We start from the raw sequence: 21884 nt of genomic DNA, 5'->3' as shown, positions 1-21884 counted from the left end.
AAAAAAAGATGTCATGTTTAAGGAACAGAATAATCTTCCCAAGCCGGAAATAGATTCAGACAAGACTGATTTTGTAAGCAAAATCAAAGACAATAAAAAAGTTAAAGAAGTAAAGAAAGCTGCTTCAAAAGTGAATAACGCAGTCAATATGGTGAATACAGGAAAACAATTCCTAAACCAGCCTTTACTGCCCAATGAGCCATCCATAATTAAGGATAAACTTTGGGTTAAACAGCCTACTTCTAAAATATTCAATGCTGACAGTATTCCGGAGAGTGCCATCGTAGGAATCAACCGGGTAGTGAAGCTTGATATCCATGTGGAAGGTAAACCTATAAAATATTTCAAACATTTTAGCCTTACTCAAAGTGCAACCAAACATCACGAGTTTGAGCTCATTCTTGCTCATGATACGTTAGGAAGTGCAGAAAATCATAATCTTGAAGAAATACAGAATTTCCTGGGAAAAAGGATTACTGTGGTTTTCAAATATAAAGATGTGGAAGGCGGAGCTGAGCGAAATTTTGTAGGAGTGATCACGGAAGTTGGATTCAGCCAGGAAAAAGGAAGCCTGGGTAATCTTGTGCTGTCAGGTTTCAGCCCAACAATTTTGTTAGATGCTGCCCCTCATATTCAAAGTTTCGGCGGAGCCCAGCCCATTAGTCTGAACAGCATCGCCAATGAAGTGATTAAAGAAGGATTAGGGCAGGGGAAATTTGACTTCAGAATAGATGCCCGCCATGGCAATGTATCTTACAGTTCTCAATACGGAGAAACCCATTATAACTATCTGGCTAGAATTGCTGAAGCTTATGGAGAACAATTTTTCTATGATGGAGAAGTTTTACATTTCGGACAATTGCCGCCGCAAGAAAAGCCAGTGTTGCTAACCTATGGCAGTAATCTGACGGATGTTAAAATCAAAATGAAAGCTCAACATGTGAATCCTTCATTTTATGGATATAACAGTAGTAAAAACGAAAAATTTAAAGGCGGAAGCTCAAAAATAACGCATACCTCAGACATTGCAAAGAGGGCTTATGAAATTTCAGAAAAAACTTTTCAAACCCCATCTTTAAGAGTGGCGCCTATCAAAGCATCATCTTTTATGGATATTGATGCTTCTCAAAAGGGAACTGCAGGAAGTAAAGCTTCAGAAGTTTTTGTAACTTCCGGTAATACAACCGTTCCTTTTCTTTATCCAGGGTGTATTGCGGATATTCAGATGCGTAAAACAGATACTAACGAGACCTCTTATTTCACTAAATTAATGCTTATAGAGGTAACCCATCGGGTGGATGCCCGCGGTTACTATGACGGATCTTTCCAGGCCATAGCTTCTGATACCGGATTTATTCCAAGACCTGAATTTACTGTTCCGGTGGCGGAACCCCAGTTTGGAAAAGTAGTTTCCAATACCGATCCTGAAAATCAAGGTCGTGTGCAGGTTCAGCTTGACTGGCAAACTGGCCAGGATACCACAGAATTTATCCGTGTAATGTCTCCTGATGCCGGAAGCAGTGAAAAGGTAGGCAAAAACAGAGGATTTATGTCTATTCCTGAAGTGGGAGATCAGGTCATTATCAATTTTGTACATCTTCATCCCGACCGTCCTTTTGTGATGGGGGGAATGTATCATGGCGGAATTGGAGCTGGTGGCGGCACTGGAAATAATGTTATGAGTTTCAGTGGGCGAAGCGGTGCCGAATTGAAATATGACAATGGAGCCGGATCTATGAATCTTAAAGATCAGGGCGGTGCCAATATGAATTTTGACGGAACCGGAAATGCTACTACCAATGCAAATAGCAACCATACTGTGAATGCAGGAAGCTCCAATGTCATCAATGTGGGAGGTAAAAAAGATGCTCCGCCACAATCACTGTTGAAAATGGATGCAGGCGGAAATATTACCCTTGACGGAAAAACAAGTATTACCCTACAGGTAGGAGATAATTCTATCACCATATCCGAAGCAGGTATTATGGCTTCAGCAGGAAAAGGAATGATTGATATCACTGCACTTACCGGAGCTCTGGGATTGTCAAGTAAAGGCGGTCCTATGGATATCAGCACAGATTCGCCACTTACTATTACCGGCGGACCAAGCGCTGTGGTGTCTTCAGGAGATACCAATATTATGTAATTCTAAAACCGAAATCATGGATGAATTAGAATACATAACCCTCAATGCCCTGATGATGTGTGACCAGGGGGCAGCTCCGGATTTCTTTAAACCTACGTTCAATACGAAGGTGAAAATCCATGGCTGTCTTGTGGCAACCAATCAGGATGCTACTCCTCTTATTAATATCCCTTCCTTTAAGGTGTGTAAAATCAGCGGAGGACCTTGTACACCTACTACTGTTCCTATGACATGGCAGGATACCTGGCAGGTGAAAATTAACGGGATCCGGTCTTTGATAGGAAAAAGTACCTGTCAATGTCCTATAGGCGGGAAGATAGAATTTATGACCAGTGGACAGGTTCCACTTCCGGATGATGCAGCCAAGGAGGTAAAAGATATGCAGGATCAGGCACAGCGTGAACTTGACGACAGTGGACATGGCGATAGTGTAGGAGAGGCAGGTTTTGTAGAAGGTATGATCCCGGTTTGGGGGAGCGGTCGTGACCTTATCAATGATATACAAACCGGAGATGTAGGCGGCGGCCTTATGAATGCCGGATTTTTAATCTGGGATGTCGCTTCCATAGCCGTAGGTGTGGTTTCTTTCGGAACCGGAACCGTAGCCATGCAGGGAGCAAAAGCAGGAATAAAAGGTGCTATAAAAGCAGGAGCAAAAGCCATCTCTAAAGAAGCTCTGCAACAGATGGGGAAAGCTGCACTAAAAAAGCTGAGTAAAGAAGCTTTAAAGAAAAGTGTGGATGATGTAGCCAAGAAATTGCTCAAGACCTGTGTTTTTGCCTGTTTTCCAGCCGGAACACCCGTGCATACCGAACATGGGATTAAAAATATTGAAGATGTCCAAATCGGAGACCAGGTGTGGGCTTATGATGAAGATACCGATACTGTAGCGCTTCAGCCGGTTATTGATTTTATCATCAATGAAAGTGACCATACCATTAGTATTTATACCGAAGCTGAAGTGATTGAAACAACGGCAATACATCCTTTTTATACTGAAGAAGGTTGGAAAGATGCTTCAGAATTAGAAATTGGCGAAAAGATTTGGACCAAAGATGACACTAAAGTCACCATTGAAAAAACTGAATATAGCTATGAACCTAAAAAAGTTTATAACTTTACGGTAGCTCATTTTCATACCTATTTTGTAGGCCTTTTAGCCTTACTGGTACATAATTCTGGCAGATGCTTGTCTCAGATGATGTTGGAATCTCAGAAATGGTTTCAGAAAGTTAGACGTGGATATTTTTTTAATTTAGTATGGAATAGCGAATTAAGAAAGCAAGCATTAGAAAAAGGGTTTAAATATTCTCATGAAGTTGAAGTCTTATTAAAGAAAGGGAAAGTTGGAAAAATAGATGGATTAATAGAAAATGCTGACGGGACTTTTAAAATTATTGAACGTAAAGCCAGTGATCTAAGTAAAATTTCAGATAAAACAATCAAAAGTTATATTGATGATGCAGCAAAATATAATGGTAAACCTATGACACAGACAGGGCAAGTAATAAACTCAGCTGGAGATAAAGTAATATTACATGTTGAAAAAGTTGGTAACTTAAGTAAAGAAGTTCTTGAGCATGCAAGAAAAAAAGGAGTAGAAATAGTGGATAATCTTTCCGGATTAATTTAATTAAAAATTTATTATAAAAATGTATAAAACAGAGTTTTCGAAGTATAATGGACTTATGGAAAAGATAATGGATGAACAAACTACATTAGAAGTTCATTTATCAACGGAATTTAGCCAAAATGTTCCAAAGAAGTTTTTAAAATATACCCCTGATGAATGGGCCAGATATGCTTTTGAAAATGAACTCGAATATAGTATTAACTTTTATAAAGATGAAAAACCTTATTGCCAGGTCACCATTGATTCTATGAGTATAATATTAAATTTTTACGATAACAATATACTTAAGCATAATTTAATGATAGTCTTTTCCAAAGGTGACATCGTTAAAGGAGATTTTAAGGGATATAGTAACAATAAAATTTTTTTAAAACAAATTTCCTGGTATGGTGATCTTGGAAAAACACTATTATTCTATTCAAATAAGAAGAAAGACAATGTTTTTTTGAAGGAATTTGTAAAAGAAAATGAAAAAACAGTACTCATCGAACAATTTGGAACTGCAGACTTATCCAAACATTGGTTCGATGCTCCTAAAAATTATTTAGATTATGAAGCATTGTTAGATTATCAGAATCTTTTTAATCAGCTTCCATCTGTTCCTGCATAAATATTTATTGTAAATATGACTATCAATCAGAAACTGGAATTAGAATCAAAATATATAAAATTCATTTTCAGCAATAAAGGCATTCAGAGTATACAATAGTAATGAAATGAGTATTTCAAATTTTTTATTCGGGGAAAATATTCCTCTTTTTCAACTGGAAAAGTTCTCACAGGAATACACCCTGAAGGTAGAGAATACTTTTATGATGGGTAAAGAGAACAAACCAATCTCATTAAAAACCTCATCAGATATTATTATTGAACAGGAAAAAAGAGATCATGATATCAACAACACCATAAAGCTACAGGAAATCACGGGTGATACTGATGATACTTTGATGAAGCCTTTTTTGTTGCAAAGTCTTACCCTTGCAGATATTTCCCGCAATATTCAGTTGAAAAGAAATCTTAGCGGGAAAATACTTTCTATTGAGAATAAACCTGATCTTTGGAAAAATTGGGAAGAATGGAAAGAGAATAAGCTGGCGAGTGCTTTCCCGGAGGAAAAGGATCAAAATAAGTTGATTACAAATTATGAAAAGGGATTGAAAAACTTTGATGTTGAATTGAAGAAGAATCTGCAATACATTCTTTTACTGCCGGAAGTTTATAACCTGATATTTCCTCCTAATGAATATTACAGTTTTCTATTCAGTCCGTCAAATATTCATTCCAGGCTGATTGATGGGGTAGAATATCACTATCAGTTGAAACTGGTAAAACTTGAAGAAGAAAACGACAATCTTTTTGTAGAGTTTCATTCCGTACTGAACAACCAGGACGAACTTATGAAAAGCCATATCAAAAAGCTTTATGAAAAGGAGAAAGATTTTTCTACTGACCAATTTGAATTCAGTATCAAAACCAAATACAATTTTGAAAAATCAACAGCTAAGATCCTGAATGCTGAGCTTCATTTTGTAGAAAAAATGCATGAACATCTGGCTTATTTAATGGATATGGATTTAAATAGTAAATAATTAGCTTTAAACAAATAGTGGCAACAAACGGCCTTTTCAAGAGCTATACACTATGATCGGGAAATATTGATGATAGGATTAAGAAAAGATTTTTGTTTTAAATGCTGTTTTTCTTCTTCCGTTAGTTCATTGGTTCCAAGGCCGATCCCGTTCCATGGTTTTCCGTTATTCATTCTATCAGCTAATTCAATAGATCCAATTGTAATTTTTTTATGAAGCCCTACTACCGTTAAATCCATCAATTGACCTGGCTGTATTTCTCCTTCTATAATTTCCCCAAGCAGATAAAAGCTTCTGTTGGTAAGCTGAAAGACACTATCAATCTTAAATTTAGCAGTAACATCATGCCAGCTGTATCCACAATGTCTGCACTGCTTTGCATAGGGAGTACGGGCAAGCTTATTACACTTTGGGCAATTATTGAAAAAAACTTTCTCAGGAGTTTCAGTCAATATCCTCATTACAACGTTTTGTCGAAAAGCCTCATTTCCATTTTCTAATAGCTTTGTTATTTCAGGATCAGACTTTATCCAGCCACGTTCCATCATCAGATTTCTCAAATAAGCATTTTCGGAACTCTTTGAATAGTACATATGATTATTCAAGGCTAATGCTTCGTTTTCGGTCATTTTTACGATTACAAAAAAGAAATCGCGAGTGTGGTAGAGATAGCCAACGAAATAGGGTATACCCATCCATCCACCATAACACTGCTTAAGGAACTTGAGAAACTTGAGTTGATCCAATGGGAAAAGGATAAACAGGACGAACGCAAAAGACTTTTTAAGCTCACATCAAAAGGACAGGAACTCATTGATCAAATGAAACCCGTTTGGGAACTGATGGCCCGGATTTTAGGAGATATTGCAGACAATAAAAACAATCTCCTGGCTGCGATTGATGAAGCAGAGGAGAAAATTGCCAATCAATCTTTTTATCAGAGAGCACTGCAGGTGAAGAACTCGAAATAACGTATTATTCTGCATATTATTTAGTCTTTTAAGCCTTATATAATACTCATAAAAACATTACTTGCGCTAAAATTTACACCTTAATTCATTTTGTTTAGAACATTTTTTCAGAGGTTAAAAAAAATGTTATTGTGTGTTTTTTAGTTTTATTCATTTTTTGGTGATTACTATTATATGAACATCTTTTACATGTTAATAAACAAACGTATTTTATCGTTTTAATAAAATATTTTTTCTTTAAATAATTGATAATCAATTGTTAACATAATATGTTTTTTCTTTTTTTATTTAGGAAAAGTATTATTTTTGATTCAATGTTTTCAATGATGGAAACTTCGAAAAAATTATTAATCATCTAAAAAAAAACAAAGATGAAAAAACAAACAAAAAAATTAAGTCTTGATGCCTTTAAAAAGATGGCAGAAAAAGTACAAACAGAAGAAGTAATGCAAAAAGTTGAAGGAGGAGATTGGACCGATTGTCATGGTATTAGTGGAGCACTTGTTAAAGCTGTAGGAAATTTTATAAAAAATGTTTTTTAATAGTATTAAAGCTTTAAAAAATTTAAGGAAGAGCAAAAGTTCTTCCTTGAATTTTATAATAGATTAATTATGCAAACTAATGATTTATATTAGAAACTTATTCTATTTTTATTTTTGTCCTTCCAAAGAAATTACTCTTCTTTTGTCATTTCGTAATAAAACAGTTAGTATTTTATATTTTTTGTTACTACAGTATTCTTTTGTTTTTCTATTTGTATGTATTAGATATGTCTTAGTGTTAAAAAAAATTGTTCCACCTTTAGTCTATGATAACAAAATGGAAGAATTAACAAAATCTTTCTTTTTTTTTGTGTTTTTAGGTCCTTTATTAGAAGAAATTATTTTTAGACTTTGGCTGGTGTACAATAAGATTAATGTGTCAATAACTATTGCATATTTAATATTATGGATAAATGGATTAATTTTTCATATACATTGGTTTTATACTGTTAAATTAGTTATATATTTTACTTTATCGTTTATTGTTCTTTTCACATTATTCTTTTTCCTTTTTAAAAAATATGAAGGTGAAAAATTAATTAATTTCTGGAAGAAAAATCAAAAGATATTTATTATCATATCCTGTTTTTTATTTGGGGCTCTTCACATAGGAAACTATGGGGTCACTTCTAACCTAATCATGTATTCATTTATAACATTCGCTCCTCAGATTTTTTCTGGATTTATACTGTGCTATTTGAGGGTGAGGATGGGGTTTGAGGCTAGCTTTGTTGCCCATTCCGTAAACAATTTTATCCCATTTATTCTTTCTAAAATAATATGAACAACCCTTTACAACCCATATTGTTACCTTTTCTAGAACAAGGATTGGAAACACAAAATCAAAATATTAAACTTTTACTTTATAAACTAAATTCAGATATTTTTGATTATTTAGATTTTGAAAGTGAAACAATTTATCAAGAACCTTTTTTTTTCTCTTATTTTAATAAAAGTGATAGTAGTATTGTACAATTAGAACAAATACTAGCTGGATTTTCTAAAGGCAATAAATTTCTAGTACAAACAGATAATTTTGGAAGACTCTATATACCCAATATAGGCTGGTTCATCACTAATAAAAATAATACAAGCTTAGTATTTTATAAGAAAGAAATGCTTTTAGAAAAGGATGATATAAAAGTAGACTTCACTTTAGAGCCTTTTTCTTTAATAGAAAACACTTCGATAGAAATACTAAAATATCCTATTCCACTTTTAGAACAATGCTTTTTTAATGTTGATAAGAAATTAGTAGAGGTAGAAATAGAGCAGATAACAGAAAAGCATTTGGAAAAGCTTACTAGGGCTTATCAACTTATAAAAAAAATATACCAACACAATTTCAATTGCTTGAAAAATATGCTACTAAATGTATAATTTTTAATGCAGATACCTATGAAAGAAATTCCTTTGCAACTCAGAAAGCAGTTGGCATAGGTTTTTATAACGCTTACCAAGAAGATTATGATGAAGTGTTTTTTGTTGATGATATTGCCCATCAAACGGGTCATGTTATCTTTTATACTCTACTTTCCAACGTTGAAAATTTTTTCAACGTTCCTAAAGAAACAGTTTTAGAAACTATTGAATTGCCTAATGGAACTTTTATAGAAAATAGAGATTTATATGTATTATTCCATGCTCTTTATACTTATTATGTCAGTTTTATATGTTTAGATGCCTGTTTAGATGCAGGGGATTTTGATAAAAGACAAGTTCATGAAGCCAAAGGAAGAATTGCTTTCTATATCAATAAATGCTACAAAGACTTAACTCTAATTGATGAAGAACCATTTAAATCAGAAGAAAATGCGACAAAATATTTCACAGCAGATGGTTTAACTATATATAAAGAAATTAGAAATACGTTAATAAAAATGTCAAAAAAATGGTTTGATGAAGTTAAAGTCTATGATTTAAGTAATCAACCCTATAATTTTACCTATTCTAAGTTTATAGAGCTAAATCCATTAACATATTAAAAAAGACTTAATGAAGGTAGCGTTTTTTTTTAGTCTTTTTGTCTTTTCTTTTTTTTCTTCCCAAGAAAAAGATGCAAGAAAAATTTCACAACAGGAAATTATAAAAGAACATTTAGAAAATGGTGCATGGAAACATATGCTTTTTTCTAAAGAATGGCAGGACAATATTGATGCTGGTCTGAAAAAAGACAGTACTATTGCTTATCTGTGGCAGCAAAAAACAATGCCTTTGTTTAAGCAAAGAAAATATGAATTAGGAATGCCTTTTATAGACAAAGCAGTATATTATGATGAAGAAGCTTATCTGCCATACAGAGCTTTCATGTTGTGTATTTTTGTCAAGAATTATTCTAAGGCTATTGATGATTTTAAAGAATGTGTAAAAAAGTATGGAAATCAATATGAAATGGATCACACTTATAACTTTTACATTGCTTTGTGTTATCTTCAATTGAATCAGTTTGATAAAGCAGAAAAATTACTATCTGATGACATTAAGACTACGGTTAATAAAAACGGTGAAGACTGGGTAAATCCAGTTACCTTATTTTATTACGGCATTGCGAAATATGAACAACAAAAATGGGAAGAAGCAATTGCAGAATTTGATAAAGCTCTAAAACTATATCCTAGATTTTCAGACATATGCCTAAAACATTTGAATGATAATATTAAGGCTAATATTCTTTTAGCAGAAGGTAAAAAAGATGCAGAAGAAGGTAATACAATTAGTGAAAGTAATGCTATTTATGAAAAATATCCTTATCAGGTAGTATGGCGATAAAAAATAAGTTTCCATTTTATAAACAATTGGACAGTAGGGATTGTGGACCCACTTGTTTACGAATGATTGCTAAATTTTATGGCAAAACATTTTCTAGAGAATTTTTACGGGATAAAGCCAGCATTACAACTACAGGTGTGACAATGGCGGGTATAGCAGAGGCTGCGGAGGCTATTGAAATGAGGGCTTTAGGGGTACGCGTTTCAATAGAAAGCTTAGTAAATGAAGCACCAACTCCCTTTATTATACCTTGGAGACAAAAACATTTTGTAGTAGTATACAAAACTGATGAGAATAAAATTTATGTAGCAGATCCCGCTCAAGGCTTGCTAAGCTATTCTCATGAAGATTTTAGATTAGCCTGGACTAATGCAGTAGATGAAACTGGATTTTGCCTTTTATTAGAACCTAATACAAAATTCGATAGTCAGGAGGGCGAGAAAATACAAGCTGAAGGGTTTTCATTTTTATATCCTTATTTTAAACCTTATAAAAAACTGATTAATCAGCTATTTATCGGTTTGCTGGTAGCTACTGCTATTCAGTTTATTTTACCTTTTCTAATGCAGACGGTTGTAGATGTTGGGGTAAATAACAAGGATATTCCATTTATATATTTGATTTTAGCATCACAATTCATTCTTATATCAACACAGACATTGGTCAGTATTTTTAGAGAATGGGTGCTAATACATATTACAAGCAGATTTAATATCAAAATGATTTCTGACTTTTTGTATAAAATGCTTAAACTTCCGGTTAATTATTTTGATACCCGAAATGCTGGAGAACATTTACAAAGAATCAGTGATCATACACGTATTCAAAACTTTGTTTCTTCTTCAACGCTTAATATGCTGTTTTCTATAGTAACTTTTATTGTTTTCAATGGCATCTTAGCATATTATAGTCTTAAAATATTTTTAGTTTTTCTAATTTCTGCTATTGTATATACAGGTTGGACTTTCTTTTTCTTAAAGAAAAGGGCGGAATTAGATTTTAAGCGTTTTGACCAAACTTCACGAAGCCAAAACAATTTATTACAAATAATTAGTGGGATAAAGGAAATTAAACTTAATAATTCACAACGTAAAAATCGATGGAAATGGGAATTTACACAAATTACATTATTTAAAACTTCCTTAAGTTCTTTAAAATTAGCACAATATCAAAGTGTTGGAGCTAGTACGATTAATGAATTTAAAAATGTTTTCATCACTTTTCTTTCTGCAAAGGCTGTAATAGATGGAGATCTTACGTTGGGGATAATGACTTCTATACAATATATAGTAGGACAGCTCAATGTTCCACTTACCAACTCTATCACTTTCATCCAAAATTGGCAAGATGCTAAAATTAGTTTAGAAAGACTTTCTCAGGTACATACAAAGGAAGATGAAGATGTAGTATCTGAAAATAAGCTAAAGGAATTACCTAAAGATAAAAGTATCATTCTTCGAGATGTATCTTATAGATATGGTGGTAAATCTACACCATTTGTGTTAAAAAATATTAATTGTGTGTATTCCTGAAGGAAAAACTACAGCAATTGTAGGTGCCAGTGGAAGTGGAAAGACAACTTTAATGAAGCTTTTGTTAAAGTTTTATGATAGTACACAAGGGAGTATTGATATAGGAAGTGTTGATTTAAAGGGGATAAATAATGATTTTTGGAGAATGAATTGTGGTGCGGTAATGCAAGACACTTTTATGTTTAATGATACTATTGCTGGTAATATATCTGAATCCGAACAAAATGAAATTATTGATAGAGAAAAACTATATCATTCTGCTTTTGTTGCCAATATTGATGATTTTATACAAAATTTACCGAATAAGTATAATACCGAATTAGGAACATCAGGTATTCGGTTGAGTGGAGGGCAGGAACAAAGAATGATGATTGCAAGAGCTGTATATAAAAACCCGTCTTATGTTTTTTTTGATGAGGCAACCTCTGCTTTAGATGCCAATAATGAAAAAGTAATAATGGAAAATCTCAATCAATTCATTAAAGGAAGAACATCAATTATAGTCGCTCATAGACTGAGTACAGTAAAAAATGCAGATCAGATTATTGTTCTTGAAAAAGGAGAAATTGTAGAACAAGGAAATCATGAAGATTTAGTTTCAATGCGTGGTAAATATTATGAGTTAGTAAAAAACCAATTAGAATTAGGCAATTAATATGGACGAAATAAATGATGGTCTAAAAATTTATAGTGAGGAAGTCAGAGATATTTTGACAGATCCCCCAAAAACTATTTTGAAGTGGGGAAATACAATATTATTAAGTTTTATAATTATTTTACTTCTTATCTCTTGGTTTGTTAAATATCCAGATATTATAACTTCCCAAATTATTATAACAACGAAGACTCCGCCTCAAAAATTAGTTGCTAAAAATTCAGGGAAAATAGATGCTATACTTGTAAGAGATAAAGAAACTGTTACCAAAAATACTCCTTTGGCTATTCTTGAAAATTCTGCTAGTTATAAAGATGTTTTTTTACTAAAAAGTATTGTAGATACAATTAATTTAGATAAATCAAATTTTCCTTTTGAAAAATTAAAATCTTCACAGCTAGGAGATATCGAAAGTGCATTTTCATCATTCCAAAAAGAATATATTGCTAATCAGCTCAATACTGATTTCAAACCTTATAGGGTAGAAAATAATGCACAAAGCTATGAGGCTATTCAACTCAAAGAAAGGTTAAGTTTATTGGAATCTCAAAAAAGTATCAATGAATCTGAATTGAAATTAAAACAAAGCGATCTTACCAGAAGTGAATTATTATATAAAGAAGGAGTGATTTCAACACAAGAAATTGAAAAACAAAGAGTTTTATTTCTTCAAGATCAAAAAAACTATAAAAATATATTAAGTAGTATATCACAACTACGGTCATCCATAAACGAACTTAATAAAAATAATAAAGTTACAACTATAAATGAAAGTAAGGAAAATATAAACTTAGAAAGAAATGTTCTTCAATCTTTTTATCAATTAAAAAAGTTTATAAAAGATTGGGAACTAAATTATGTTCTTCGCTCATCAATAAATGGCAGGATTAACTATTTACAATTATGGTCAGTTAACCAGAGTATCAATATTGGTGATAATGTATTTTCAATCATTCCTATTGGAGGTAATCAGTATATAGGAAAAGTAAAAGCTCCTGCACAAAATTTTGGAAAGGTTAAAGTAGGTCAAACTGTTAATATTAAATTAGCTAATTACCCTGAGCAAGAGTTTGGAATCTTAGAGGGGATTATCAATAATATTTCTCTGACTCCTGATAAAGATGGAAATTTGCTACTTGATGTCTCTTTACCAAAAGGACTACAAACATCTTATAAAAAAAGAATTGCATTCCAGCAAGAAATGAATGGCAGAGCTGATATAGTTACAGATGATTTACGTTTAATAGAAAGATTACTTTATCAATTTAGGGATTTATTTGCTAGATGATATAGTCCCTTCAAAGAACTGTAAGAGATCAAAGTTATGCTCCACAATTGATTACTAATTACCGAAACCCCGAGATAATCCACCATTTTCTGATTTATATTCAATTGAACGAAGTTATATAATTTTTTAGTGTTGTTATTTATTTCTTGAAGATAAGCTTGTATTGATCTTATTAAGAAATTGAAATTTTAATACTGACAAACTATTGTCACTAAAGTCTTTTAATTTTACAGTATCAATAAAAAACTATGGGTACAATTGCAGAGAAAAAAACCTTTTATGTCAATACAAAGGAAGAGTGGCGGCAATGGCTGGAAGAGAATCACCATATAGAACAGTCTGTATGGCTTATTTGTAACACCAGAAAATCAAATTTACCCATTGTTCACTGGACTGAGCTGGTGGATGAAGCCCTCTGTTTCGGCTGGATTGACAGTACAAGGAAGACGATTGATGAAGGTTCGTTTATGCAGTTATTCAGTAGACGGAAGCCGAAGAGTACCTGGTCAAAAATTAATAAGGATAAGGTTCAGAAGCTGATAGAAAATAATCTGATGACTAAGGCAGGATTTGAGACCATCAGCATTGCAAAAGAGAATGGTTCCTGGAATATTTTAGACAGTGTGGAAGAGCTGGAGATTCCGGAGGATCTGAATGAAGCATTTAAAATTCATGAAGGCTCCGAAATCTATTTTCTAAGCCTGAGTAAATCTATAAAAAAAATGTTGCTGCAATGGATTGTACTTGCCAAAAGACCCGAAACCAGAAAAAATCGTATTGATGAAATTGCAAGACAGGCAGCTCAGAATAAGAAACCTAAGAATTTTTAGACTGTAAAAAATTATATATTACTGTAGAACTTATGATTAAGATAAAAATAGGCTGCCCTTTTTGAGGACAGCCTATTGATTTGACTCATTATTGAAATGATATTATCTTAGAATCTCAAAGTTGCTGAAACAGACCATGTTCTTCCAAAACCTAGGAATCCTGTGTTCCCGTCTGCAACACCCTGATACACTCTGCCAGTTTCCTGATATGTTTTTCCGGCATCCGGACCATTGGCAATTTTATCTCCGGCGAAGATATTGGAGCTTAATTCAGAAATATAATATTTGTTGAATAAGTTGTATACATTCGCTCTCAATGTTAAAGATTTTTTTGCATCAAGCGTGAATTTGTAAGAAGCACCTACATCAAATAAATGATAGCTTGGCAATTTTACAATTCCTTTTTCTCTTGCCGCTTCAGTAAGGAAGTTGATCGGGTTGAACTGAGCATAAAGTTTGTCATAATATTCCCAGTTGGCATCAATACTGAAAGCTTTGGTGATATTATAATCTGCTCCGATACTTGCAGTTGTTTGAGCGGCATCTCCAACCTTAAGGTCTTTGATATTGATGGTTCCGGTTGCCCCAGCTATTTCCTGGTTGTTCTGAACATCAAGAATATTGAAGTTGGCGTTTCCTTTATATTTCCAGTTACCCAATGATACCATTCCTCTCAGTCTAAGGTTGCTAAAAGGTCTTGCCTTTGCTTCCAGTTCAATTCCCTGGTGCAGCTGACCAACATTCAGAGCATTGTAGAAATAGGCATTTCCAAGGCTTAACTGAGGGAATTTTGCAATATCCGCAGCAGTAGCATTGAATGTTCTGGAAATGAATCGGTCATCCCACTGTGTTCTGTAAGCATTGATATTCACATCGATATAACGCGATTTGAAACCGTATCCTAACTCTACAGAGAAGATTCTTTCATTCTTCGCATCGTTATAAATATTCTGGTTTGAAGGGAATAGAGCGTTGAATAATGGCTGTCTTGAAATAACTCCTGTATTGAAAAATACATTATGGTGATCATCTATATTATAATTCGCACCTCCTTTTACAATATAACCTGTTTTGTGATACCATTTTGTCTCCTGATTTCCCGGAGTATACAGCATATAGTCTCTTCTCTTGTAATACTGCTCAGAAACAGATCCCTGAACAGACGCACTTAGTTTTTCAGAGCTGTATTCAACCATTCCATAGATTCCAGCCCATTTTACCAGCCCTTCGTTGTGAATAGAAACTTTCTGAGCATCTTTAAGCTTGGTAAGTGGTTCCGGTTTTACGGTTTGGTTAATATAATATCCTTTTGGAGCGTTGGCTGTACCAGGAACAAATAATGCATCTGATCCTAACATATCAGTTACAATATCATATAATGCTCCTTTGTATGTTTTAAGGTCAATACCTCCGTTAAAAGTCCAGTTATTTTTTTTATAATTAAGGTCTGCAATCACACCATACCAGTCATGAGCATTGATACTTTGCTTTCTCACGATACCACTGGTTCCGTTCAGCGTTGCTACATATTGCCCGTTGTAATCACCTGGAGAACCTGCAGGAGCAGTAAAGGTTGATTTCTGGAAGGTATTTCCATTATAATCTGTTACCATACCACCTCTGTTATAGCGATAAATCATATCCCAGTTGATGGTACCGTCTCCGCCAGCGCCATAATTCATGAAATTCATGGTTTGTCCGCCTGCATTTTTGATAGAACCGTTTAACCCGGTACCACCGCCGCCACGTCCCCATGAACCATAAAGAACGGTAGATAGCTTCAGGTTGTCATTCATAGTCCAGTCCCAGTTCAAAGAAGCAATGGGTTTATGATAGAAGTTAGGAGCCAGGTTGAATTGAGAACCGTTCAGCATTCCTGTTTGTGGATTGTATCTTCTTCCGTAAGTTTCAAACTGCTGCAGGGTTGCCACATTAGCTCCGGTTGCAGAAGATCTTCTCGTATCGTGTACCTGAGGTGCTCCGGTAGCAATTAAATTGAATGCATGCTTTTCATTAGGCTTAAATCCTGTAGAGAAAAACCATGAGTAACCTTCTCCTTTTGTTCCATTGATGTATCCGTCACCTTGCCAGCGGGATAGCAATACGGTTGTTCCCCATTTGTTTTTTAATCCTGAAGAGTACATTGCTGATATTCTGGAGTAGTTATCATTTCCAACTTCTCCTTTAATCATTGCTTTTTGCTCAGAATCGGTAGCTTTGGTTACAATATTGATGGTTCCTCCTACAGAAGGGACAACAAATTTAGACGCTCCCAAACCTCTCTGGATCTGAATGTTGCTTGCAATATCAGCCAGCCCGGTCCAGTTGGACCAGTACACCGTACCTCCCTGCATATCATTCACCGGTTGTCCGTTGATAATGACCGCAATGTTGGCTCCGTCAAAACCTCTCATGTTAATTCTGCTGTCTCCAAATCCTCCACCTACTTTGGTAACATAAACGGATGGAGTAGACTTCATAATCTCAGGGAATTCTCTGTTTCCCAGTTTCTCCTGAATTTCTGCCGCCTTAATGTTGGAAACCGCAACAGGGGTTTTTCTCTCTTTGGCTGTTTGGGAAAGGTTTCTACCTACCAACATAACCTCATCAATAGATTTAGATTTCTCTAAAGAATCCTTCGTACTCTGCCCATAATATATGGCTGCCGTAGGTAATACAAGCGCTATAATAAGTCGCTTTTTAAAAGTAATGCTCATGAAATAAACTAGCGTTTTTGAATTTAAGGCTGCAAAGATGGATAATTATTTTTGAATTGAGTATTAAATCTTAGCGATGTGATTTTATTCAGTTTTTGGAACATGCTCTATATGTTAATTTTTTGAATATGTTAATTATTATACATCTTTCGTTTACAATTTGTTATAAAAGAAAATGATGAAATAAATAGTTTGTTTTTAAGCGATATAAATAATTATGTGGCTCTCCATATTTTTAAATAAAACTAAAATATGTTGGAAAATATACTATAATAATAGCTAACTAATAAAAGGTGTAAGTGACTTGGGTCATAATTTTTATAGTTTCGTTTTGATACCTTGTATTATAATTTATTTAAAAACCGTGATTATAAGAACTTGATCAGTTTCATAAGTATTATGAAAAATTAGATAAGCTTTCCAATGAATCAAAGCCCGCCTCAGATTCTGCAGGACAGCAACACCGATATGAATAATTGCAATTTCAAACCTTCTCAGCCTGTTGGGGATAAAGAAATATAAGTCTTATAATAACTAAATTTTTCAATGATTTTAGATACCACATCTCAGCATTTCAGGCAGAAATGGTCTTATAGTTGCAGATTCATCACCAATCAAACACTAAATTATTATATTATGGAAACTAAAACAGCAACCAAAAAATCACCCGCAAAAAGAAAGACAACAGCGAAAGCATCTGCAAAAACGCCGGCCAAAAAAAATGCAGCCAAAAGTTTGGAAGATCTTTTTGAAGATTCACTTAAAGACATTTATTGGGCTGAAAAAGCACTGTTGAAAGCGCTGCCGGCAATGATGAAAAATGCGACCAGTGAAAAGCTGAAAACAGCTATTGACAAGCACATTACTGAAACGGAAGGCCATGTTAAAAGACTCGAAGAGTGTTTTAAAGCATTAGGAAAAAAAGCCCAGGCAAAGAAATGCGATGCCATGCAGGGATTATTGGATGAAGGAAAAAGTATTTTGGAAGAGACAGAACCCGGAGCAGTAAGAGATGCAGGAATCATTGCTGCGGCACAAAAAGTTGAACATTACGAAATTGCCACATATGGTACACTGGCAGCCTTTGCAAAAGTATTGAAAGAGAAAGAGTGTCTTAAAAATCTTTTGAGCACATTAAAAGAAGAGAAAAAATGTGACGAGCTGCTAACGAAAGTGGCTGATACCAATCTTAACAGCAAAGCAGTATAAGTATGTATTCATTATAAAAAAGGAGACCGGGTTTATTCTTGGTCTCTTTTTTATTGTTGAAATATCATCAGATTCAAAAATGAAACTACTTCGATTTTGGTTATTTTTGTATCATTTTTAATATATTTGCAGATATTATTTGTATCAGATTTATTTGCTTAAATACCATAAGCTTTTCTCCTATTAAAAAAAATATGACTCAACTCAGCTTGTTCGACTCAGAAGATTTATATGAATTTCCAAAAGACCTTCTGGAATACAGTGAGCATTTCCTGAGTCAGCATGAAGCAGATAAACTTAAGGCTCATCTGCTCGAAACAGCACCCTGGAAACAGCGTACCCAGAAAATGTATGATAAAACGGTTCTGACCCCACGCTTAACCGCATGGTATGGGGATCCGAAAAAGGATTATCCATTAGGAAATGGTGAAGTGGAGAATAACCTCTGGACCCCTGAATTGTTTTCTTTAAAACAAAGGATAGAAGAAACATTCGGCTATCAGTTCAATTCTGTATTGCTGAATCTTTACCGGGATCATAATGACTCTGTTGCCTGGCACAGAGATAAGGAAAGCAGATACGGAAAACGTCCTGTGATTGCATCAGTAAGTCTGGGGCAGACCAGAAACTTTGATTTCAGGAAAAAAGACCATCATCAAAGTAAATATAGTCTGCCGCTTCCTCATGGGTCATTATTGATTATGAAAGGAGATCTTCAGGAAAACTGGGAACATCGGATTGCTAAGTCTGTAACCTCTATGAAGGAGCGTATTAATCTTACATTCCGGTTAGTTCGTGAAGAGTAGGGTAATAATTTATTCCTGAGCCAGATTCTGTTTAAAATTAGCGATTAAATCTTCTGCATTTGGGATATTTCCTAAATTGCTTTTAATTCTTTCCAAAAGATCATTGAATAAAGCTTCTCCGTTCAAGACTTTCAATGAATATTCAAATGGGTATAAAGAAATCACTCCTCCGTTATTGTCATATTTCAAAGTCATAAATCGTAAAGGAAATTCAGGAGTTTTATCTCTGTAGAGTTTAAATCCAAATTCATGGATCATATAGTATGAAAATGCTATCGTTAGCATTAGCCCGATCTGTTTGTCTTCCTGGTCAAATGATTTACAATACTGATAAAATCCTGGTTCTGTGGTAACAGCCTTGTCTATATTCATGGGATGATAAATAAGATTTCAAGAGCAGGTTCTATTTTACTATCCATAAAATAACTGTTCAGCATTCTGAGTGAGCCGTCAACCAAAGTATCATCGGACAAAAGCTGATCTTCAGTATATCTGTTTTTGAAATATTCATCTGTATATATTCCGTCTATTCTTGGGTGATCAGGTTGTTGTTGACCAGTCGTGTCTGTATTTTTTGAAAAAAGTTTTTTGAAAAAGTTCATGGTTGTCGTTTCTATAGTGTATCTGACAAATATAAAAAATATTCGTAATCCCGATAAAAAGCAGGATGCATTTTATTTTTCCACAAAAAAGCTGCACCTTTGCTCCACAATGGGGTGCTACAGATAACGGTGGCTGAGATGATACCCAGGAATGTATTTCCACACCTGATCCGGATAATGCCGGCGTAGGGATTGCTTACTTATCATCTCATCATTTGATTTCTAACAATTAATATGATGCAGGACATTTTAAAACAAATTACCTTACCGGAATGGTTCGGAGTCTTATTTTCAGTGATTCAGGTTTTACTGGCCCGTAAAAACAATGTCAATAACTATCTTTTCGGAATTGCAGGTATTCTGCTTACGCTGTACGTAATGCTTACATCAAAGCTTTATGCTGAATTTACCTTAAATCTTTATTATCTGATCATGAGCATCTACGGATGGTTGTACTGGAAATTCGGAAAACAGAAATCCGAAATGGAAATCTCCGTGACCACCACCACTGAAAAATGGATTACCGGAGGAATTGTTTTGGGAACTTTTATCTTATTCTGGTCTTTTCTCACTCATTTTACCGATTCGGATGTTCCTGTTTGGGATTCTCTGGTAAGTGCTTTTGCCTGGGCAGGAATGTGGCTGATGGCAAAACGGAAAATTGAAAACTGGGTGATCCTCAATATCAGTAATATTATTTCCATTCCTTTAATGATTCATAAGGAATTATACCTCTATGCTGTTTTAACATCATTCTTATTTTTAGTGGCAATCTCCGGTTATATAGAATGGCAAAAAATCATTAAATCCAAAGCTCATGCTCAGTACTAAAGACATCAGAAAAGAACTTCAGGGAGCTTCTGTAATTTCTGATAAAGTGATGCTGCATATTCACGAAGAAGGATTGCTTAAAATCTGGGTTCCCAAAAAATATGGAGGACTTGGCTATCGTTTTGAAGAAGGGCTTAAAGCATTATTTGGCTGGGCGCAAACCGATGGAAGCTTTGGTTGGATGCTCACACTTTGTGCGGGAGCCAACTATTTTTCCAGAAATAGTAAACCCGAAGTTGCCCAATTACTCTTCACTCATACCAAAACCTGTTTTGGCGGAAGCGGAATGGTTGGTGGCACCGCAGAAAAGCAGGACGATAATACCTATCTGATCAATGGTTCATGGAATTTTGCAACAGGAGCACCTCATCTGACCCATTTTACACTGAATGCCAGGATTACAGAAAACGGGAAACCTATAACGGATAAAGACGGCAATGAGGTGATTCGCTCATTCATCATTCCGAAAGAACATGCTGAAATTATCCCCAACTGGAAATCTATGGGAATGAAAGCAAGCGGTACCTATTCCTTTACCATTGAAAATGTTATGGTAAGCGAAGACTACAGTTTTGTGTACGATCATTTTTTCACGAATGATATCCTGGACAGCATTCCGTTTCGGGTTTTTGCGGATTTGACGCTCTTGGTCAATTATTTGGGAATGGCCTCTCATTTTATTGAAGAAGCAGAAGGCATTCGTGCTGAAATCAATTTCAAAAGTTTTGCAGAATCTGTTGAAAAGCATTTGGGAAAAGTTTTAAACATAGCCAGAGAAGTAGAAAATATACTTGGTGATCACAAAGGAATTTCAGTAGATAAAGAACACGAGATTCATCAATATGGAGTAGAACTGGTTCAAAAATTATCCCATCAGACCCTTACCGTTTATACACAGCTGGGGATCCGGGCTACGGATACCCATTCGGCAGTGTATCAGGTATTCTGTGATTATTTTACAGCAGCAATGCATTCCAATTTCAGACCTTCTGCGGATGATGTAAACTTTTCTTTCTGAGAAATAATCAGAAAATACTTCTTTGAAAATCCGGCGATGAGTGAATGCTAAAGATTTAAACTTAATATATATTTAATATGATTGCCATAGCTTTTAGATACTTTTGTATCACCAGTTTTGAGTTCAAAGACGTATTAAAGAATGGATCATTTTAAAGAAATATATTCCGGTTACAAGCACAGGGTGTATTTTTTTGTGGCCAAATACCTTTCGGAAGAAGAAGATATTGAAGAAATTGTACAGGACATTTTTATGCATGTCTGGAAATATCTATCCAAAACCCATTCTCCGTCAGAAATCGAAGCGCTTATTTTTAAATCTGCCAAACAGGAAGTCTCCAATTTCTACCGTAAAAGAAAAATGATTTTCGTTCCTCTTGAAAGTTCCCCGGAAAGTCAGGATGAAGAAAACTCAGAAATAGAAAAACAAATACAGCAGGAAGACCAGCTCAAAAAGATTGAAGATCTCCTGGAACAGGTTCCCGAAAAAAGCCGTGAGTTTTTCATCAAAAATAAAATCCAGAATCTCAGCCTTTTTACCATCGCTCAGGAAAATGATATTTCCAAAACGGCTGTTGAAAAACATGTGAATAAGGTGTTGAAGTTTCTGAGAGCGAATTTGAATTTTTTCTTTTAGATTATACTTTTACTATTCCAATTTCCTTCATCATCTAATTTCTTTAAATTAGTTAGGCTTGAGCTAACTTTAACTCAATATCACACAATATGAACAAATCGTTAAATCAA

Annotated in this window: 23 protein-coding genes; 19 read left to right on the top strand and 4 right to left on the bottom strand. The window is 34.4% G+C overall.

Annotated features, from left to right (window positions below; all coding sequences use genetic code 11):
• Positions 1–13: 13 nt before the first annotated feature.
• From ACWPWS_RS06160 to ACWPWS_RS06145, 4 genes are all read left to right on the top strand, one after another.
• Positions 14–2146, top strand: a complete 2133-nt coding sequence (locus tag ACWPWS_RS06160; RefSeq protein WP_454045903.1) for a type VI secretion system Vgr family protein — start codon at positions 14–16, stop codon at positions 2144–2146.
• Positions 2147–2162: 16 nt separating this feature from the next.
• Positions 2163–3779, top strand: coding sequence for a polymorphic toxin-type HINT domain-containing protein (locus ACWPWS_RS06155; protein WP_454045902.1), 1617 nt, complete (start codon positions 2163–2165; stop codon positions 3777–3779).
• Between the two features lie 55 nt (positions 3780–3834).
• Positions 3835–4389 carry a hypothetical protein gene (locus ACWPWS_RS06150; protein WP_454045901.1) on the top strand — a complete coding sequence of 185 codons (555 nt, stop codon included), beginning with the start codon at positions 3835–3837 and terminating at the stop codon, positions 4387–4389.
• Between the two features lie 106 nt (positions 4390–4495).
• On the top strand, positions 4496–5368 hold the full coding sequence (locus ACWPWS_RS06145) for a hypothetical protein (protein ID WP_454045900.1): 873 nt from the start codon (positions 4496–4498) through the stop codon (positions 5366–5368).
• 50 nt (positions 5369–5418) lie between these two features.
• Here the strand turns inward: ACWPWS_RS06145 and ACWPWS_RS06140 are convergent, their stop codons facing one another.
• Positions 5419–5997 (bottom strand): hypothetical protein, encoded by a 579-nt coding sequence (locus tag ACWPWS_RS06140; RefSeq protein ID WP_454045899.1) that lies wholly within the window; start codon positions 5995–5997, stop codon positions 5419–5421.
• Positions 5998–6027: 30 nt separating this feature from the next.
• On the opposite strand from ACWPWS_RS06140, the gene ACWPWS_RS06135 reads away from it, so the two are divergent.
• The 10 genes from ACWPWS_RS06135 (at position 6028) to ACWPWS_RS06090 (ending at position 13955) form a co-directional block, all read left to right on the top strand.
• Positions 6028–6339, top strand: a complete 312-nt coding sequence (locus ACWPWS_RS06135; protein ID WP_454045898.1) for a hypothetical protein — start codon at positions 6028–6030, stop codon at positions 6337–6339.
• Positions 6340–6710: 371 nt separating this feature from the next.
• Entirely contained in the window at positions 6711–6881 is a 171-nt protein-coding gene (locus ACWPWS_RS06130; protein WP_454045897.1) for a hypothetical protein, read from the top strand.
• Positions 6882–6960: 79 nt separating this feature from the next.
• Positions 6961–7665 carry a CPBP family glutamic-type intramembrane protease gene (locus ACWPWS_RS06125; RefSeq protein WP_454045896.1) on the top strand — a complete coding sequence of 235 codons (705 nt, stop codon included), beginning with the start codon at positions 6961–6963 and terminating at the stop codon, positions 7663–7665.
• Positions 7662–8261, top strand: a complete 600-nt coding sequence (locus ACWPWS_RS06120) for a hypothetical protein (protein WP_454045895.1) — start codon at positions 7662–7664, stop codon at positions 8259–8261. The genes ACWPWS_RS06125 and ACWPWS_RS06120 overlap by 4 nt, the downstream gene beginning before the upstream one ends.
• A complete protein-coding gene (locus ACWPWS_RS06115; RefSeq protein WP_454045894.1) occupies positions 8231–8866 on the top strand; it encodes a hypothetical protein in 636 nt (211 codons plus the stop codon). The genes ACWPWS_RS06120 and ACWPWS_RS06115 overlap by 31 nt, the downstream gene beginning before the upstream one ends.
• Positions 8867–8876: 10 nt before the next feature.
• Complete coding sequence (locus ACWPWS_RS06110) at positions 8877–9650, top strand: tetratricopeptide repeat protein (RefSeq protein WP_454045893.1); 774 nt, start codon at positions 8877–8879, stop codon at positions 9648–9650.
• A complete protein-coding gene (locus tag ACWPWS_RS06105; protein ID WP_454045892.1) occupies positions 9641–11182 on the top strand; it encodes a cysteine peptidase family C39 domain-containing protein in 1542 nt (513 codons plus the stop codon). The genes ACWPWS_RS06110 and ACWPWS_RS06105 overlap by 10 nt, the downstream gene beginning before the upstream one ends.
• Positions 11169–11837 (top strand): ATP-binding cassette domain-containing protein, encoded by a 669-nt coding sequence (locus tag ACWPWS_RS06100; protein WP_454045891.1) that lies wholly within the window; start codon positions 11169–11171, stop codon positions 11835–11837. The genes ACWPWS_RS06105 and ACWPWS_RS06100 overlap by 14 nt, the downstream gene beginning before the upstream one ends.
• Position 11838: 1 nt before the next feature.
• Positions 11839–13125 carry an HlyD family secretion protein gene (locus ACWPWS_RS06095; protein ID WP_454045890.1) on the top strand — a complete coding sequence of 429 codons (1287 nt, stop codon included), beginning with the start codon at positions 11839–11841 and terminating at the stop codon, positions 13123–13125.
• A 248-nt stretch (positions 13126–13373) separates the two neighbouring features.
• Positions 13374–13955, top strand: coding sequence for a YdeI/OmpD-associated family protein (locus ACWPWS_RS06090; protein WP_454045889.1), 582 nt, complete (start codon positions 13374–13376; stop codon positions 13953–13955).
• A gap of 107 nt (positions 13956–14062) precedes the next feature.
• On the opposite strand, the gene ACWPWS_RS06085 is transcribed toward ACWPWS_RS06090, so the two are convergent.
• Entirely contained in the window at positions 14063–16672 is a 2610-nt protein-coding gene (locus ACWPWS_RS06085) for a TonB-dependent receptor (RefSeq protein ID WP_454045888.1), read from the bottom strand.
• A gap of 636 nt (positions 16673–17308) precedes the next feature.
• Here ACWPWS_RS06085 and ACWPWS_RS06080 point away from each other — a divergent pair.
• Both ACWPWS_RS06080 and ACWPWS_RS06075 read left to right on the top strand, forming a co-directional pair.
• A complete protein-coding gene (locus ACWPWS_RS06080) occupies positions 17309–17881 on the top strand; it encodes a DUF892 family protein (protein WP_454045887.1) in 573 nt (190 codons plus the stop codon).
• A gap of 194 nt (positions 17882–18075) precedes the next feature.
• Entirely contained in the window at positions 18076–18687 is a 612-nt protein-coding gene (locus ACWPWS_RS06075) for an alpha-ketoglutarate-dependent dioxygenase AlkB family protein (protein WP_454045886.1), read from the top strand.
• 9 nt (positions 18688–18696) lie between these two features.
• On the opposite strand, the gene ACWPWS_RS06070 is transcribed toward ACWPWS_RS06075, so the two are convergent.
• Positions 18697–19059 (bottom strand): hypothetical protein, encoded by a 363-nt coding sequence (locus tag ACWPWS_RS06070; RefSeq protein ID WP_454045885.1) that lies wholly within the window; start codon positions 19057–19059, stop codon positions 18697–18699.
• Complete coding sequence (locus ACWPWS_RS06065; RefSeq protein ID WP_454045884.1) at positions 19056–19289, bottom strand: hypothetical protein; 234 nt, start codon at positions 19287–19289, stop codon at positions 19056–19058. Before ACWPWS_RS06065 ends, ACWPWS_RS06070 begins: the two co-directional genes overlap by 4 nt.
• 234 nt (positions 19290–19523) lie before the next feature.
• Here ACWPWS_RS06065 and pnuC point away from each other — a divergent pair, with 234 nt between their 5' ends.
• The 3 genes from pnuC (at position 19524) to ACWPWS_RS06050 (ending at position 21774) form a co-directional block, all read left to right on the top strand.
• The gene (pnuC, locus tag ACWPWS_RS06060) at positions 19524–20120 is read left to right on the top strand and encodes a nicotinamide riboside transporter PnuC (protein WP_454045883.1); all 597 of its coding nucleotides are present in this window, start codon (positions 19524–19526) and stop codon (positions 20118–20120) included.
• Positions 20107–21138: a hypothetical protein gene (locus ACWPWS_RS06055; protein WP_454045882.1), complete on the top strand. Its 1032-nt coding sequence runs from the start codon at positions 20107–20109 to the stop codon at positions 21136–21138. Before pnuC ends, ACWPWS_RS06055 begins: the two co-directional genes overlap by 14 nt.
• Before the next feature lie 141 nt (positions 21139–21279).
• Positions 21280–21774: an RNA polymerase sigma factor gene (locus ACWPWS_RS06050; RefSeq protein WP_454045881.1), complete on the top strand. Its 495-nt coding sequence runs from the start codon at positions 21280–21282 to the stop codon at positions 21772–21774.
• Positions 21775–21884 lie beyond the last annotated feature (110 nt).

Source organism: Chryseobacterium sp. Marseille-Q8038, assembly GCF_965111995.1.
This window is presented reverse-complemented; position numbering and strand designations above follow the sequence as displayed.

Coding starts and splice junctions, on each gene's coding strand:
- ACWPWS_RS06160 (WP_454045903.1), top strand. CDS start 14: ATGTTTAAGGAACAGAATAATCTTCCCAAGCCGGAAATAGATTCAGAC.
- ACWPWS_RS06155 (WP_454045902.1), top strand. CDS start 2,163: ATGGATGAATTAGAATACATAACCCTCAATGCCCTGATGATGTGTGAC.
- ACWPWS_RS06150 (WP_454045901.1), top strand. CDS start 3,835: ATGGAAAAGATAATGGATGAACAAACTACATTAGAAGTTCATTTATCA.
- ACWPWS_RS06145 (WP_454045900.1), top strand. CDS start 4,496: ATGAGTATTTCAAATTTTTTATTCGGGGAAAATATTCCTCTTTTTCAA.
- ACWPWS_RS06140 (WP_454045899.1), bottom strand. CDS start 5,997: ATGACCGAAAACGAAGCATTAGCCTTGAATAATCATATGTACTATTCA.
- ACWPWS_RS06130 (WP_454045897.1), top strand. CDS start 6,711: ATGAAAAAACAAACAAAAAAATTAAGTCTTGATGCCTTTAAAAAGATG.
- ACWPWS_RS06125 (WP_454045896.1), top strand. CDS start 6,961: ATGATTTATATTAGAAACTTATTCTATTTTTATTTTTGTCCTTCCAAA.
- ACWPWS_RS06120 (WP_454045895.1), top strand. CDS start 7,662: ATGAACAACCCTTTACAACCCATATTGTTACCTTTTCTAGAACAAGGA.
- ACWPWS_RS06110 (WP_454045893.1), top strand. CDS start 8,877: ATGAAGGTAGCGTTTTTTTTTAGTCTTTTTGTCTTTTCTTTTTTTTCT.
- ACWPWS_RS06105 (WP_454045892.1), top strand. CDS start 9,641: ATGGCGATAAAAAATAAGTTTCCATTTTATAAACAATTGGACAGTAGG.
- ACWPWS_RS06095 (WP_454045890.1), top strand. CDS start 11,839: ATGGACGAAATAAATGATGGTCTAAAAATTTATAGTGAGGAAGTCAGA.
- ACWPWS_RS06090 (WP_454045889.1), top strand. CDS start 13,374: ATGGGTACAATTGCAGAGAAAAAAACCTTTTATGTCAATACAAAGGAA.
- ACWPWS_RS06085 (WP_454045888.1), bottom strand. CDS start 16,672: ATGAGCATTACTTTTAAAAAGCGACTTATTATAGCGCTTGTATTACCT.
- ACWPWS_RS06080 (WP_454045887.1), top strand. CDS start 17,309: ATGGAAACTAAAACAGCAACCAAAAAATCACCCGCAAAAAGAAAGACA.
- ACWPWS_RS06075 (WP_454045886.1), top strand. CDS start 18,076: ATGACTCAACTCAGCTTGTTCGACTCAGAAGATTTATATGAATTTCCA.
- ACWPWS_RS06070 (WP_454045885.1), bottom strand. CDS start 19,059: ATGAATATAGACAAGGCTGTTACCACAGAACCAGGATTTTATCAGTAT.
- ACWPWS_RS06065 (WP_454045884.1), bottom strand. CDS start 19,289: ATGAACTTTTTCAAAAAACTTTTTTCAAAAAATACAGACACGACTGGT.
- pnuC (WP_454045883.1), top strand. CDS start 19,524: ATGATGCAGGACATTTTAAAACAAATTACCTTACCGGAATGGTTCGGA.
- ACWPWS_RS06055 (WP_454045882.1), top strand. CDS start 20,107: ATGCTCAGTACTAAAGACATCAGAAAAGAACTTCAGGGAGCTTCTGTA.
- ACWPWS_RS06050 (WP_454045881.1), top strand. CDS start 21,280: ATGGATCATTTTAAAGAAATATATTCCGGTTACAAGCACAGGGTGTAT.